The organism is Sorangium sp. So ce375, from assembly GCF_051473855.1.
Lineage (GTDB): Bacteria > Myxococcota_A > Polyangia > Polyangiales > Polyangiaceae > Sorangium.
The window spans coordinates 12,302,934-12,316,804 of sequence record NZ_CP150335.1; the positions used below are offsets into that span (position 1 = coordinate 12,302,934).

Here is a 13,871-nt window from a genome sequence, read left to right on the forward strand (position 1 = left end):
ATATGCCCGCGTTGGCACGGCCGAGAGCCGCCACGGCGCGCCGGCCTACAGGGCCGCGCAGGCGTGTGGACGAGCGCGGCCGTCGCCAGCGCACCGCGCCGCCGCCCGCGCCGCTGCTATGGTCGGCGGATGCAACGCTTCTCGAGCTGGATGCGCACCCTGGGGCTCGTCGCCGCGGCCTTCGCAGGAGGGGCGGCGACTTCGCACCTCGCGGGCGCGAGCACACAGGCGCAGAGCCCCTACGCTCCGCTCGAGCAGCTCGCGCGCGTGCTCGTGCTCGTGGAGAACAACTACGTCGAGCCGGCGCAGCGCGGCAAGATCATCGACGGCGCCATCAAGGGAATGGTCGCGGAGCTCGACCCGCACTCGGCGTACATGAACTCCTCGGAGTTCGCCCAGTTCCAGGAAGAGACGGGCGGGACGTTCGGCGGCGTCGGCATCGAGGTCGACACGAGGGACGACAACATCACCGTGATCGCGCCGATCGAGGGCTCGCCGGCGGCGCGGGCAGGCATCCGCTCCGGCGATCAGATCATCGCGATCGACGGTCGCCCCGTGCGCGGCGAGCGCCTCGACAAGCTCGTGAAGATCATGCGCGGGGCGCCCGGCTCCCGGGTGAAGCTCACGATCCGCCGCCAGGGCATGCCGGACCCGCTCTCGTTCGACCTCACGCGGGAGCAGATCCACGTCACGAGCATCGCGGCGAAGCGCCTCGACCGGGACGTCGCGTACGTCCGCGTGAAGCAGTTCCAGGACGGCACCCATGAAGAGATGCTCCGCGCTGCGGCCAGGCTGCGCGCCGAATCCAAGGTGCCGCTCTCCGGCGTGATCCTGGACCTGCGCAACAACCCCGGGGGCCTCGTCAACGAGGCCGAGGCCCTGGCCGACGAGTTCCTCTCCTCGGGGACGATCTACTCGACGCGCCAGCGCAACAAGGTCGTCGACGAGGCGAGGGCGCACGACGGAGGCGCGTTCGCCTCGCTGCCCGTCGTCGCGCTCGTGAACGAGTACTCCGCGAGCGCCGCCGAGCTCGTCGCGGGCGCCCTGCAGGACAGCGGGCGCGCGTCGATCGTCGGCGCCACGACGTTCGGCAAGGGGTCGGTGCAGACCATTTACGAGCTGCCCGGCGGCGCCGGCGTGAGGCTCACGACGATGCGCTACTACACGCCGAACGGGCGCTCGATCCAGGCGCAGGGCATCCGCCCGGACATCGTCATCGAGAGCCCACCGCAGCAGGTCCCGGCCGTCATCCTCCGCGAGCAGGATCTCGAGGGGCACCTCCCCGCCGAGGGGTCGATCCGCGACGGCTCGCCGCGGGCCGTGCTCGTGGAGAAGCGCGCCGAGACGGCCGCGGCGGGAGGTCCCGAGGGCGACATCCCCTCCGATCCGAGCCGCGGGAGCGACTTCGCGCTCGCCGTCGGATACCAGCAGCTGCTCCGCGCCATCCCGGCGAGCCGCCAGCGCTGAGGAGCGCGCGCCGAGGCCCGACGCGCGCGCCGGACGCCCCTCGACGCGCGCGTCAGGCCTCGGCGCCGGCGCGGAGCCCGGTCGTGACCGCGTCGAGCACGGTGCGCGCCCTCCCCGCGATGGTCGACCCGGCCGCCAGGATCCCGGGCGCGGCGCGGACGCCCTCGCACCGCACCCCGACCGCCTCCAGCGCGCCCACGCGCTCGCCGCGGGGCCACGCGACGGCGTCGAGCTCCGGGCCTTGCATGGAGCTCACCACACCGAACGCGCCGCGATGGTCGCCCATCGTGACGGGCGCGGCGATCGAGAGCGCGAACGGCACGGCGCCGCGCGCCGCGAGATCGGCGCCGGCGCCGCTCGCGGGCGGCGCGTACGCGATCCCGCCGCCGGCGAGGCCGCCGATCGCCAGGACCACCGCGTCCGCCGCGAGCGGCACGTCCTCCCCCTCGACGAGGATCGTGACGCCTTCGTCCGGCGCCCCCGGCCCTGGATAGCCCCCGCTCACCGCGCGCACGCGGCCGAGGCGCTGCGTCGCCCCGATCGTCGCGAGCAGCGCGTCGCGCGCCGCCTCGAAGCGGAGCCCCGCCGGCGAGCCGGCGCCCATCAGCGCCTCGCCCACCGGGACGCCGAGGCGGGCCGCGAGCGCCTCGGCGCGCGGAGCGCTCGCGCCGAGCCACGGGCCGAGCAGGATAGCCCCCGCGCCGCCCGCGCTCTCGAGCGCCTGGCGGAGCCGATCGAGGAGCCAGGAGAGCCGCGCTGGGTCGTCGTGCCGGGCCGCGATGTCGCCGTCGGCGATGTGCCGCTCGTCGTCGAAGCGCAGGATCGGCGCGTCGATCGGCAGGAAACGCAGCCCGCGCGCGCGGGCGAACGGCTCGTCCGTGAGCGCCTGCGCGAGCGCGTCCGCGTCCCACGCGGCGCGCGCCGCGCGAGGGACGAGGACGCGCGTGCGGCGGAGCGGGCCGAGGTCGAGCAGCGCGCGATCCCTGCCGCGGGCGGGGCGGATCCGCCCCGCGACGGTCGCGAGGCGCACGCCCGCCGCCTGCGGCAGCTCCCACAGGCCGAGCTCCGCGGCGAACTGCCTCGCCGCCGGCGCGAGATCGCTCGCCGGCAGGTCGCCGCCGAGCAGCCTCGACGCCCGCTCGACCTGCTCCCACGGCACGTCGTCCACCGCGCCGCCCGCGAGCGCCGTCTCGCCGACGCCCGCGGAGATCACCGCGACCTGGGCCCCGCGCCGCCGCGCGCTCCACGCGGCGGCGAGCCCGGCGACGCCCGCGCCGATCACGAGGATCGATCGCGCCACGCCCTCTCCTCCGGCTCCCGCGCGGGGCGCTGCGAGCGCCGATCCGCATCCTCGCACGGCGCCGTGGCCTCGTCGTCCGCGGGCGCGCCGAGCTCCGACCGGACGCTGGCGATCGCGAGGGCCTCCTGCCGCGCCTGCTCCGGGCCGAGCGCGACCGCGCGCGTCACCGCCTGCCGCGAGAGGAACGCCGCCGCCTGCCGCATCCCGTCGCGCGGCGGGAGCGACAGCTCCTGCGCCACGATCTGCCCGCACCGCGCCGCGCAGCGCATGCCCCCGCACGCGCCGAGGCCGAGGCGCGTGCGGCGCGCGACGTCGGCGACGCTCCGGGCGAGCTCGTGCCGGAGGACATAGCGCACCTCGGCCTCGATCACGGGCTCGCACGGGCACACCGTCGCGGCCTCGCGCGGCCGCTCGCGCACGCGCTCCTCGATCCGGAGCGCGCGCGAGCCGTGCCGGTACACGAGCCGCCGGGCGGCCACCGCGTCGATCTCCATCCGCCGCGAGAGCGCGAGCGCGTCCACCGCGCGATCGCCGCCGGGCAGCGCGGTCGTGTGCGTCACGCAGCGGGCGCCGAGATCGAAGCGCCGCGAGAGGACGTCGGTCATCTCCTGGGCGAAGAGCCGGAAGCTGGCCAGCTTGCCGCCGATCATCGAGTAGAGGCCCGGCGCGCCGTGCGCCGCGTGATCGACGATCTGGTGTTCGCGCGAGAGGGCGTCCTCGGTGGGCCCGTACGCGTAGAGCGTGGGCCGCACGCCCGCGAACGTGCCGATCGCGCGCGCCTCGTGGATCTGCGGGAACACGCGGGCGATGCCCTGGACCAGGTACCTGACCTCCTCGCTCGTCGCGCGGACCTGGTCGAGATCGCCGTAGAAGTCGTCGTCGGTCGTGCCGATGACGCTCATGTTCTCCCACGGCTCGAGGAAGATCTGACGGCCGTCGATCGTCCTCGCCATGATCGCGTAATTGGTGAGGCGCCGGTCGAACACGACGTGCACGCCCTTGCCGGGCCGCACGCGCGAGCTCGCGGCGGGGAGGCCGGCGAGCGACGCGGTGATCGGCGACCATGCGCCCGTCGCGTTCACGACCGTGCTCGTGCGGAGCCGCCCGCCTTCCCCCGTCGTGCGGTCCCGGTAACGGACGGCGACGACCTCGCCGGTGTCCTCGCGGCGCTCGACCCGCTCGACCGTGTGCCCCACGTAGACCTTGGCCCCGCGCTCGATCGCGTCGACCGCGTTGGCGACGCAGAGCCGCGCGCCGTCGATGCCCCACTCGTCGAAGCTGAAGCCGCCCACGAGGTCTCCGTGCAGCCCCGGCTCGAGCTGGCGGAGCTCGTCGGGCGAGAGGCGCGCGTGCGGCTTGCCGCGCTTGAGCGGCTGGTAGTTGTCGTAGGCCTCGAAGAAGGCGTCCGCGAGCGGGTAGAGGAGGCGCCCGTGCCGCGCGTTCTCGAACGGGACGAGGAAGGGGATCCGGAAGAGCAGGTGCGGCGCGATCGCCTGGATGTGGCCCGAGTCGCGGCACGATTTCTCGGTCACCTGCGGATCGCTGGTCAGGTACCTGAGCCCGCCGTGGATCATGCCGCTCGAGTTGCCGCTCGCGCCGAACGCGAGATCGTTGCGCTCGAAGAGGGCGACCCTCAGGCCCCGCTGCGACGCGTCCCGCGCGACCCCCACGCCGTTCACGCCGCCGCCGATGATCACGACGTCCACGTCGGTGTCGGCGCGACGAGCCGGTCTTGCGGCGCTCGAAAGGAGGGTCGTCACCTGCGGGCGTATAGCATGCCAGAATTTTTCCACGAGCGGGCCCGGCCTCGCGCGTGGCGTCGCGAATGCTGGAAGGGCCGGTCGTCAGCCGCGGACCCGGATGGCCCAGGTCAGCTTCGCGAGGCTGCGCAGCACGTTCGGGACGCGCCGGGTGAGGTTGATCGAGGGGCGCCGCTTCTCCAGCACGCGGACGGGGATCTCGTCGATCCGCAGGCCGGCGCGGTAGGCGCGGATGACGAGCTCGCTGGCGAAGACATCCTTGTCCACGACGCAGTCGCGCACGACCCCGAGGAGCGGCTCGCGCAGGAACGCCTTGAGCCCGTGCGTGTCCGTCCCACGGAAGCCCAGCGTCGCGCGGAGGAGCCCATTGTACACCTGGCTCGCCGCGTGCCGCGCCCACGGGCGATCGTCGCGCGCCCCCTGGATGAGCTTGGAGCCGATCACCATGTCGACGCCGCCTGCCCGCAGCATCGCGATGGCGCGGCGGTGGAAATCGACGTCGCAGAGATCGATCTCGTCGCAGAGCACGAAGCGCCCGCGCGCCCGCTCGATGCCCGCCCGGAGCGCGGCCCCGTAGTTCGGCTCGCCGATCGAGAAGTGCCGCACCTCCGGGTACTTGCGCTCGAGCTCGCCGGCGATGCCGAGCGTCCCGTCGATCGAGCCGTTCTCGGCGAGCACGAGCTCCCAGCGCCAGCCGAGCGGCGAGAGCCGCTCGCGCAGATCCACGACGGCGGCGTGGAGGATCGCCTCCTCGTTGTAAACGGGGATGACGATGGAGATCTCGGGCGATTCGCCCGCATCCACGCAATCGAGCTCGGCCGTGCTCACGGCGCGCCTCCGAGGAGCGCCTGCGCTCGGTGCGCCGCGTCGCGCCCGAAGTGGAGCGCGTCTTCCATCGAGGAGTAGTTCCAGCCGCCGTAGCGCCCGCATGAGAGGATGCGCTGGCCCTCGAGGAACGGTCGCACCGCCTCCAGCGAGCCGAAGTAGCTGTGATCGAACACGACGTACGCGTGGTCGATGCGGCGCAGGCGGGCGAAGCGGACGGCGCTCGGGGCCGGGATGAGGCCCATCTCGACGAGGCCTTCGGCGACGCGGGGGAGCAGCGCCGCGAGATCGGGCTCGGCGCGGTCAGCGAGCTCGACATAGAGGCCCGCCTTGCCTGGCGGGGCCATCGCAGCGGAGAAGTTCGAGTAGCAGCCCACGCGGTAGAAGGGGTACTTCGCCTCCGGGACGTACACCCAGTGCAGCGGCTGCCCGCACGGCGTGTCGAGCGCCACGTCGAGGTAGTAGAGATGCGTGCAGCGCAGCCGGGAAGCCGCCTCGCCGACGGAGCGAGGCGCGTCCGAGAGGAGCCTGACGAGCGCGGGCAACGGCGCGGACGAGACGAGCACGTCATACCGGACGACCTCGTCGTCGAACACGAGCTCGCGCGCGCGCCAGTCGATCGCCTTGGGAGCGCGGCCGAGCTCGATCGCCGGCGCGCTCGCGTCCCGCGGCCGCTGCTCGGTGAGCGCCCGCGCGAGCCCGTTCGTCAGCTGCCCGATGCCGAGCCGCGGGTAGAGGAACCTCGCGTTGTAGCCGAGCTCCCGGTCGTTCAGCCCGACCGCTCCGGCGAGCACGTCCTCCAGCTTCGGTATCGGGACGAAGCGGGAGCACCAGTCGGCGGTGATCTCGCTCGGGTGTACCCCCCAGAGGCGGCTGTTGTAGGGGATCATGAAGTGGCGGCTGATCCCCTCGCCGAAGTGCGCCAGACAGAACTCCTCGAAGTTCCTCGGCTCGGGTCTGTCCTTGGCGAAGCGCGCCTCGATGAAGCCGTGGAGGCACTCGTAGGCCACCGCGGGCGGCAGGCCGAAGGTGTTCGCCTGGAACGGATAGCGGGTGTACGTGCCGTTCGACCAGATCATCGAACGCCGCTCGATCTCGAGCGGGTCGGGGCCCAGCCAGCGCAGCGCGAGCTCCCGGGTCGCAGGGTCGCGCAGGTGGAGGAGGTGCCCTGTCCGATCGAAGCGGAAGCCGTCGTCCTCGAGCGTGATCGCGTGGCCGCCCGGGCGCGGCAGGCGCTCGAACACGCGGTGCGGCACGCCGGCCCGCCCCAGGTGATACGCCGCCGCCATGCCTGTCAGGCCGGCGCCGAGGATCGCGACGGGAACGCTGGAGATCGTGGGTCGGGTCATCGCTCGCGGCCCGGCCGCGGCCGCGAAGACACCACCTCCCCGGTGCGTCGTCAAGGCACGCTGCCGTCCAGGCGCCCCCTCGCTCATGTTGGATTTCCTGCCTTCGACGTAAGGCGCGCGGAGCTCCGCGCGCATCGGCAAAGACCGCCGTTGGCGCCTCCGCCCAGAGCGACTAGGTGTGGAGAGGTCCCAGCGCGCCCCGCGCGCACCGGGGCGTCCGAGGTGCAGATGCCGATCCCCCGACGGAAGTTCGTTCAAGTCACCGGGAGGACCCTCTACCTGACCGAGGACCCGGCGCTCTTGAAGCAGCAGCTGGCGGGCGGCGAGCTGCGCTTCGATCCCGAGCGACACGCGCTGATCGACAACATCTCCACCGACGAGCTCACGCCGGGGTGGGTCTGTTACTACTACGATGAGACGCTCGCCCGGTACTGCCTGGTCGGCCTGCGCGGTGGGCTCATCGAGCGCGACGCCATCAAGGACGGCGGCTTCGGCGTCATCGTCAGCGGGCGCTCGAAGGGGTGCGGCAGCTCGCGCGAGACGGCGCCGTACTCGGAGCGCGAGGCGGGGATCCAGATCGTCGTCGCGCGCAGCATCGAGAAGATCTACGGGCAGAACTGCCAGAACATCGGGCTGCTCACGACGACCGACTTCTCGCTCCTCGACCGGATCGCGCGGGGCGAGGAGATCCCGATCGGCGAGTTCACCCGCGGGCTCGACCCGATCAGCGCCGACGTCGTCGAGTACGGCGGCCTCTTCGCCTACAACAAGGCGCGGATGGCCGGCGAGGTCGCGCCGCCCACGCTCGCCACGCCGCCTCGGCCGATGACGCTGTGCGAGAAGATCATCGCGGCGCACGCGATCGTGGACGCCCGGGCGGGGAAGATCGGCGCCGCCGCGGTGAAGCCTGGCGACGCGCTCTTCGCCCGCATCGACGTGCGCTTCTCGCACGAGTACGTCACGCCGATGGCCGAGTCGCTCTTCCGCGCGGGCCTCGGTCCGGAGGCGGCCGTGACCGAGCCGGAGAGCGTCTTCGCCTTCCGGGATCACCTTACGTTCCTCGATCGCGTCATGCCGGAGGCGCACCTCCGGCTCGGCCTGCGGGAGCAGGCGGCCTCGCTCGCGACGGTGCAGCGAGCCTTTACAGAGAGGCACGGGATCAAGCTGTACGGCGAGGTCGAGCGCGACGGCAGGACCGTGGGCTCGGAGGCCATCTGCCACAACAAGGTGATCGAGGAGCTCGCGCTGCCAGGGCAGATCGTGGCCGGGACCGACTCGCACACCTGCATGGCGGGGGCGCTCGGGTGCTTCGCGTTCGGCGTCGGCTCGACGGACATGGCGAACGCGTGGCTCACGCGCGACGTCCGCATCGCGGTGCCGCAGTCGGTGCGCTTCAACCTGACCGGGCGGCTCGGGTCGGGCGTCACCGCGAAGGACGTGATGCTGTTCCTGCTCTCGCAGCCGTTCTGGAAGACGGGCCAGGGCATCGGCAAGGTGCTCGAGTTCGCGGGAGATGGCGTCCGCGCCATGGGCCTCGACGAGCGGGCGACGCTCACCAACATGGCGGTCGAGGCGGGCGGCTTCACCGGGATCATCGAGGCCGACGAGGAGATCGTGCGCTACCTCGTCGAGCAGCGCGGGCTCGCCGCGGAGGACGTGCGCGCGCGCATCGTGCGCGCCGATCCCGGCGCGGAGTACATGGCGACGTTCGACGTCGATCTCGCGTCCGTCGAGCCGATGGTCGCGACGCCCGGCGATCCGCGGAACGGCGTGCCGCTCCGGTCGCTCAACGAGGTCGCCGGCGGTCCGGTGAAGATCGACATCGCGTACGGAGGCTCGTGCACGGGCGGCAAGAAGGCCGACATGGACATGTACGCGTCCGTGCTGCGCCGGGCGCTCGAGCAGGGCAAGCGCGTCGCCGACGGCGTGCACCTTTACATCCAGTTCGGCTCGCAGGACATTCGCCGCTACGCTGAGGCCAAGGGCTACCTCGAGATCTTCGAGAAGGCGGGCGCTGAGCTCGTCGACCCCTCCTGCGGCGCGTGCATCAAGGCCGGTCCCGGTGTATCCGACCGCAAGGAGCAGGTCACCGTCTCGGCCATCAACCGGAACTTCCCGGGGCGAAGCGGGCCCGGCCAGGTCTACCTGGCCAGTCCCCTCATCGTCGCGGCGAGCGCGATTGCGGGGAAGATCGCATTCCCGGAATCATGACGCAGAGCGCCTATCGCGGTAATACACACATAGTGGCCGCAATCGGCATGATGGAAAAACGAATGCTTTCCACGGAAGTGCACCGTACGCTAAGGTGCTCTTCTGTGGCGGATCGGGAGGAGCCCCAAGAGCGTATGACCGACAAGGACACGCTGGCGAAAAACAACGAAGCCTCGAAGACGGACAAGCGGAAGCAGAGCCTCTACTTTCCGGAGTCGATGCTGCAGGAAATCAAGGAGGAAGCGGCGCGGCTCGATCGCTCGCTTTCTTGGGTTGTGCAGCGCGCGTGGAAGCTGGCGCGGATAGACATCAAAAAGCTTCCGAGTGTCAATGACGTGGCTGACGACGAGGACAGCGGCGACTAACATCGCCGCGAGCCTCGCGTAAGCCGCGTCGCTCGGGGATCGATGGGTCGAGAGCTTTTCGCCGCCGGGAAGGACGGTACGCGGATCTATGTCCGCTACCGGGAAGGTCCCGGCGGCAGCGGAAGCTTGGCCAGCGGGGTCGGGGCGGGCTCGGGACGCCTCACCGCGGTGCTCTGCGACGGCATCGCGTGCGACGGCTTCATCTGGAAGTACCTGTGGGACGACCTTGCCCGTACGGTCAACGTCGCCCACTGGAACTATCGCGGCCACGGTCGAAGCAGCTTGCCTGGTGATCCGCAGGCGGTCGAGCTGCGCGACCATGCGAGCGATCTGGCCGCGGTGCGCGCGTCGATCGGCGATGGCCCGGTGGTGCTCTTCGGGCACTCGATGGGCTGCCAGGTCGTGCTGGAGCACCTGCGGACCCACCGCGAGGGGGTGCGCGGGCTCGTGCTGATCTGCGGCTCGTCCGGCAGGATCACGCACCATTTCAAGGGAACGGACGTGCTCGCGCAGCTCTTGCCGCGCCTGATCGAGCAGGTGGACGCGTACCCGCACATCGCGCGCGCGATCTGGAGCCGCGTGCCCGCGCCGATGGCGCTGCGGATCGCGTTGCTGACCCGCGAGGTCGACGCGAGCGCGGTCACCCCGGCGGATCTGCTGCCGTACATGCGCCACATGGTCGACATCGATTTCTCGATGTTCCTCCACATGCTGCGCAGCGCCGGCGAGCACTCGACGCTCGATCTGCTCCCGCAGATCGACGTGCCCGCGCTCGTGATCGCCGGCGATCGCGACACGTTCACCCCGCCTCGCCTCGCCGAGGAGATGGCGGCGGCGTTGCCGCGCGGAGAGCTGATGATGGTGAGCGGCGGAACGCACGTCGTCCCGCTGGAGCGCAAGAAGATGGTCATCGAGCGCGTGGAGCAGTTCCTGCTCGAGCGTGTCGTGGGCGGCGCGTCGCTCGGGGCGAGCGCGCGCGCATCCGCCCCGCAGGCGCCGACCGATGAAGGGCGCTCGAGATCGCCGGCCGAGGACGCGTCGTCGCAGCGCCCAGCCGAGGGAGGGTCCTCGCCGGACCATCCGGCCGGGCTCTCGAAGGACGGATGATCCGGCGCGCGCGGGACCAGCGCGCCTCCAGAGCGGCGCGCTGGCCGCTGCGGCGCCTCGACGGCGGGGGGGCGCAGCGCGTGCTCGTCGCGGCGGCGCGGCGCGTGCTCGTCGCGGCGGCGCGGCGCGTGCTCGTCGCGGCGGCGCTGCTCGCGGCCGCGTGCGCGCGGCCATCGTCCGAGCGCAGCGACGGGTCTGTCGACGCGATCGCTGCGCTGGCCGATGACGGGATTCGGCCCGCGATCGGCGCGCCCCAGGCACGCTCGGCAGCCGAGCCGCGTTCGCCGGTCGAGCCGCGTTCGCCGGTCGAGCCGCGTTCGCCGGTCGAGCCGCGTTCGCCGGTCGAGCCGCGTTCGACTCCCGTGTCGAGCGCCGGGACCGCGGGGGACGCACGCGTCGCGCGCGTCCTCCAGCGCTCGCCGCTGCGCGCGCTGCGGTTCACGGGCAAGCTGGCGGACGGCAGGTTCGAGGCGACGCTCTCGATCGGAGCGGCCGAGGAAGGAGCAGCCCCGCGCGATGTGAAGGTGAAGCTCGCGCCGGCGCAAAAGAAGGCCCCGCTCGCGTTCCGGCGCCCGCTCGCGTTCTATCGCTTGGCGAGAGCGCTCGGCGCGCATGTCGTGCCCGCCGCGGCGGCGCGGCGCATCGGGATCGGCGAGCTCGCGGCGCTCATCGGCCGGGAACCCAACGGGCGCAAGCTGCTGCGCCGCTTCGCCGTCATGAACGACGGGACGGTCGACGCGCTGGTCCTGGCGCCCGCTCCCGGTCCGCCCGGTCCTCGGTGGCTCTCGTCTCGCCGGCGCTCCGTGCGCTTCGACGACGCGCCCGAGCTCGACGTGTGGGCGCGCTGGGCTCGGTCGCCCTCGCCCGTGCGGGGCGAGCGCGCGGCGATCCTCCGCGACTACCTGGAGGTGCTGGCGCTCGATTACCTAGCGGGCAACGGGCTCCGGAAGGAGATCGTCATCGACGTGAACGCGGGAGCGCTGAGCGTGGAGGCCAACGGGAGCGCCTTCCCGCTGCACGTGAAGGCGCACGAGCTCGATCGGCAGCTCGAGCGCCTCGTGGAGGCGGTGCGGTTCCCCCGGGCCCTCCGCGACGCGCTCGCGCGCTTCGGCCCCGAGCAGGCCGCCGCGGCGCTCCGCCCCGGCGGCATCGAGGAGGAGCTGGTGCCGCCGCGCGCGCTCGTCGAGCTCGAGGAGCGGAGGCAAGCGCTGCTCAGCCTGATCGCGGCGAAGCTGGCCGACCGGGGAGAGGACGCCGTCCTCAGCCTCTGAGCGGTCCTCCTCAGCGAGGGGGCCTCCCGCGCGCCGCATCTTGATCTCCGGCGGCGGCAGGGCGATCACGTTATCCCGTGATCGACGTGGCGACCCTGCAGCGCTGGACGGAGGAGATCGGCTACACCGCCGAGCTGACGAAGCCGTCGACCCTGCGCATCCGTCCGCGCGAGGAAGGGGTCGTCGAGCTCCCTCCGTTCTACGTCCAGTGCACCGAGAACTGGGTCGTGCTCTCGATGTTCGGCGTGCTCGATCTGCTCGACACGCAGCGCCACGCCCAGGGCGGCGCGGCGGTGCCGGTCCTAGCCGAAAACACCGGTCAGGTGCTCGGCCTGCTCCGTCACCTGCTCGAGGCCAACCGCGACATGCGCGTCGCCAAGTTCGCCCTCGACGATCGGAACGAGATCCTGCTGTGCGCCGAGCTGCCCACCGAGTCGCTCGACCGCTCGGAGTTCGTCGACGCGGTCGAGCGGATCATCGAGTACGGGACGGCCTACCGGCACGCCTTGCTCGGCGACGACACCTGAGGCGCCGGAGCGTGTCGGTGTCCGGCCTGCGCTGCCGAAGCGTCACTTCTGCGTGATCACCACGCGGTTGTCGTCCCGGTAGGTGACGTTGCCCGACTCGCCGCGGCAGTCCCAGCAGGTCGCCCACGCGAGCCGCCGCCGCACGTAGCCGTTGAACCCGAGCGCGAGCGGCCCCGGGTCGTCCTTGAGCAGCAGCGACGACGCGATACGGTAGCGGTCTCCGGGGAGCTTCAGGAACGCGACGATGAACGCGTCGTCGTCGGCCTTTCCCGTCACGACGAGCACCTCCTCGCCCGGCACCGGGTTCCAGAGCAGGGGAGATGTCGTGAGCGTGGTGTTCGGGGGCGGGCTCGCCTCGGGCTGGCTGGCAGGAGCGCCGCTCGGCGAGAGCCGCGTGCGGCCCCGCTGGAGCACGGCGTTCACGTCGTCGGGCTCCTTGAAGAAGGAGATCTTGCCGCCGAGGTCGCGGAGCTGCGGCACCGACGCGAGCAGCTCCGCGATCTGCTGCGGCCCGATCTCCGCGCGCCGGAACGTCTGCTGCCACTGCGGCGACGGGATCGACGCCGCGTTCGGCGCGCCGTGGCAGCACCGGAAGCCGATGTCGTCGCCCGACACCGCCGGATCGACGGCCGCGCGGCGCGCGCACCGGTGATCCACGGCGCTCGCGCTCGCCGTCGCCCCGCGCACGGCGGCGGCCTTCGGCTGGAGGTTCTCGATCGGCGCGACGTCGCTCGCCGTCCACTCGCGCAGCGCGGCCCCCATGCCGACGACGCCGAACCCCGACGCGCACGACGCCGGCGCCTTGGCGCACGCCGGATCCCACGCCGCTCCGCCCGCGTAGGGCGTCTCCTCGGGGCCCTTGCACGCGCGCTCCCACTCGAGCTCGGTGCACAGCCTCCCGCCGGCCTGCTGGCAGAGCTCCGAGGCGCGCGCCCGCGTCACCCCGGTGAGCGGAGCCTGCGCGGGATCGTTCGGGTACAGGTTGCGATCGACGGTGAATCCGCCCAGCTCGACGTCGAGCAACGCCGGCTCGAGCGTCGGATCGCGCCCCTTGTCCCCGGGCGTGCTCCCCGCGACGAGCTTTCCCGCGGGGATCTCGATGCGCGCGGGACCGGCCGCCGCGGCGCCGGCCCGCGGCGTCGCGCTCGCTGCGGGCGACTCGTTCTCGGCCGCCTCGAGCACCTTCCCTCGCGGCGCGGGCGCCTGCGGGGCGCCTCCGCCCGCGCGCTTCTCCCCGGGCTGTTGCTGCTCCGCGCGGTTGCAGCCGGCCCCTCCGGCGATGCCGGCGGTCAGCAGGATCAGGGCAACGGCAGGCGTCCTCGTCGGCACGGTTTCCTCGAAAGCGCCTCGCCTTATGTCGCAGGACCCCTCGCCCGTCAAAGTGCCCGCGCTATGCTGGCGGGGATGGGGCAGGGCGTGAGCGGCGCACCGGATCCGATGGCCTCGCAGATGGCGCAGCTCCTCGCCGGCAGCGATCTCGACGAGCTGCGCGAGATCGTGCGGCGGTGGGTCGCCGAGGCGCCGACCGAGGGCGTGCGCCGTCACTACCAGGAGCTCGGCGGCCGCCTCGTCGACCTCAAGGCGGCGCTCGCCGAGAGCCCCGTGCAACCCACGATCGCGGAGCTCGAGCAGGCGCTCACGATGATGCTCCGGCTCGCCGCGTCGAGCCCGAGGACATGAGCCCCAGGT

The 13,871-nt window shown here is 72.6% G+C and carries 12 protein-coding genes; 7 read left to right on the forward strand and 5 right to left on the reverse strand.

Features of this window, described 5'->3' with window-relative positions:
• Positions 1–129 precede the first annotated feature (129 nt).
• Complete coding sequence (locus WME90_RS45705; protein ID WP_437278401.1) at positions 130–1,467, forward strand: S41 family peptidase; 1,338 nt, start codon at positions 130–132, stop codon at positions 1,465–1,467.
• Positions 1,468–1,519: 52 nt separating this feature from the next.
• On the opposite strand, the gene WME90_RS45710 is transcribed toward WME90_RS45705, so the two are convergent.
• From WME90_RS45710 to WME90_RS45725, 4 genes are all read right to left on the reverse strand, one after another.
• Complete coding sequence (locus WME90_RS45710) at positions 1,520–2,767, reverse strand: FAD-binding protein (protein ID WP_437278402.1); 1,248 nt, start codon at positions 2,765–2,767, stop codon at positions 1,520–1,522.
• Positions 2,746–4,527 (reverse strand): glycerol-3-phosphate dehydrogenase/oxidase, encoded by a 1,782-nt coding sequence (locus WME90_RS45715; RefSeq protein WP_437278403.1) that lies wholly within the window; start codon positions 4,525–4,527, stop codon positions 2,746–2,748. The genes WME90_RS45710 and WME90_RS45715 overlap by 22 nt, the downstream gene beginning before the upstream one ends.
• Before the next feature lie 84 nt (positions 4,528–4,611).
• Positions 4,612–5,355: a glycosyltransferase gene (locus WME90_RS45720; protein ID WP_437278404.1), complete on the reverse strand. Its 744-nt coding sequence runs from the start codon at positions 5,353–5,355 to the stop codon at positions 4,612–4,614.
• Positions 5,352–6,701 (reverse strand): protoporphyrinogen/coproporphyrinogen oxidase, encoded by a 1,350-nt coding sequence (locus WME90_RS45725; RefSeq protein ID WP_437278405.1) that lies wholly within the window; start codon positions 6,699–6,701, stop codon positions 5,352–5,354. Before WME90_RS45725 ends, WME90_RS45720 begins: the two co-directional genes overlap by 4 nt.
• A 228-nt stretch (positions 6,702–6,929) precedes the next feature.
• Here WME90_RS45725 and WME90_RS45730 point away from each other — a divergent pair, with 228 nt between their 5' ends.
• The 5 genes from WME90_RS45730 to WME90_RS45750 all read left to right on the forward strand — a co-directional run bounded on the left by WME90_RS45730 (position 6,930) and on the right by WME90_RS45750 (position 12,182).
• On the forward strand, positions 6,930–8,912 hold the full coding sequence (locus tag WME90_RS45730) for an aconitase family protein (RefSeq protein ID WP_437278406.1): 1,983 nt from the start codon (positions 6,930–6,932) through the stop codon (positions 8,910–8,912).
• Between the two features lie 134 nt (positions 8,913–9,046).
• Positions 9,047–9,277 (forward strand): TIGR04563 family protein, encoded by a 231-nt coding sequence (locus tag WME90_RS45735; protein WP_012241296.1) that lies wholly within the window; start codon positions 9,047–9,049, stop codon positions 9,275–9,277.
• A gap of 42 nt (positions 9,278–9,319) precedes the next feature.
• The gene (locus WME90_RS45740; protein ID WP_437278407.1) at positions 9,320–10,384 is read left to right on the forward strand and encodes an alpha/beta fold hydrolase; all 1,065 of its coding nucleotides are present in this window, start codon (positions 9,320–9,322) and stop codon (positions 10,382–10,384) included.
• Entirely contained in the window at positions 10,381–11,655 is a 1,275-nt protein-coding gene (locus WME90_RS45745; protein ID WP_437278408.1) for a hypothetical protein, read from the forward strand. The genes WME90_RS45740 and WME90_RS45745 overlap by 4 nt, the downstream gene beginning before the upstream one ends.
• A gap of 77 nt (positions 11,656–11,732) precedes the next feature.
• Positions 11,733–12,182, forward strand: a complete 450-nt coding sequence (locus WME90_RS45750; protein WP_437278409.1) for a YbjN domain-containing protein — start codon at positions 11,733–11,735, stop codon at positions 12,180–12,182.
• Positions 12,183–12,224: 42 nt separating this feature from the next.
• Here WME90_RS45750 and WME90_RS45755 read toward each other — a convergent pair whose 3' ends face one another.
• Positions 12,225–13,511 (reverse strand): formylglycine-generating enzyme family protein, encoded by a 1,287-nt coding sequence (locus WME90_RS45755; protein ID WP_437278410.1) that lies wholly within the window; start codon positions 13,509–13,511, stop codon positions 12,225–12,227.
• A 63-nt stretch (positions 13,512–13,574) separates the two neighbouring features.
• On the opposite strand from WME90_RS45755, the gene WME90_RS45760 reads away from it, so the two are divergent.
• Positions 13,575–13,862, forward strand: coding sequence for a hypothetical protein (locus WME90_RS45760; protein WP_437278411.1), 288 nt, complete (start codon positions 13,575–13,577; stop codon positions 13,860–13,862).
• Positions 13,863–13,871 lie beyond the last annotated feature (9 nt).

Coding starts and splice junctions, on each gene's coding strand:
- WME90_RS45705 (WP_437278401.1), top strand. CDS start 130: ATGCAACGCTTCTCGAGCTGGATGCGCACCCTGGGGCTCGTCGCCGCG.
- WME90_RS45740 (WP_437278407.1), top strand. CDS start 9,320: ATGGGTCGAGAGCTTTTCGCCGCCGGGAAGGACGGTACGCGGATCTAT.
- WME90_RS45735 (WP_012241296.1), top strand. CDS start 9,047: ATGACCGACAAGGACACGCTGGCGAAAAACAACGAAGCCTCGAAGACG.
- WME90_RS45760 (WP_437278411.1), top strand. CDS start 13,575: ATGCTGGCGGGGATGGGGCAGGGCGTGAGCGGCGCACCGGATCCGATG.
- WME90_RS45745 (WP_437278408.1), top strand. CDS start 10,381: ATGATCCGGCGCGCGCGGGACCAGCGCGCCTCCAGAGCGGCGCGCTGG.
- WME90_RS45725 (WP_437278405.1), bottom strand. CDS start 6,701: ATGACCCGACCCACGATCTCCAGCGTTCCCGTCGCGATCCTCGGCGCC.
- WME90_RS45730 (WP_437278406.1), top strand. CDS start 6,930: ATGCCGATCCCCCGACGGAAGTTCGTTCAAGTCACCGGGAGGACCCTC.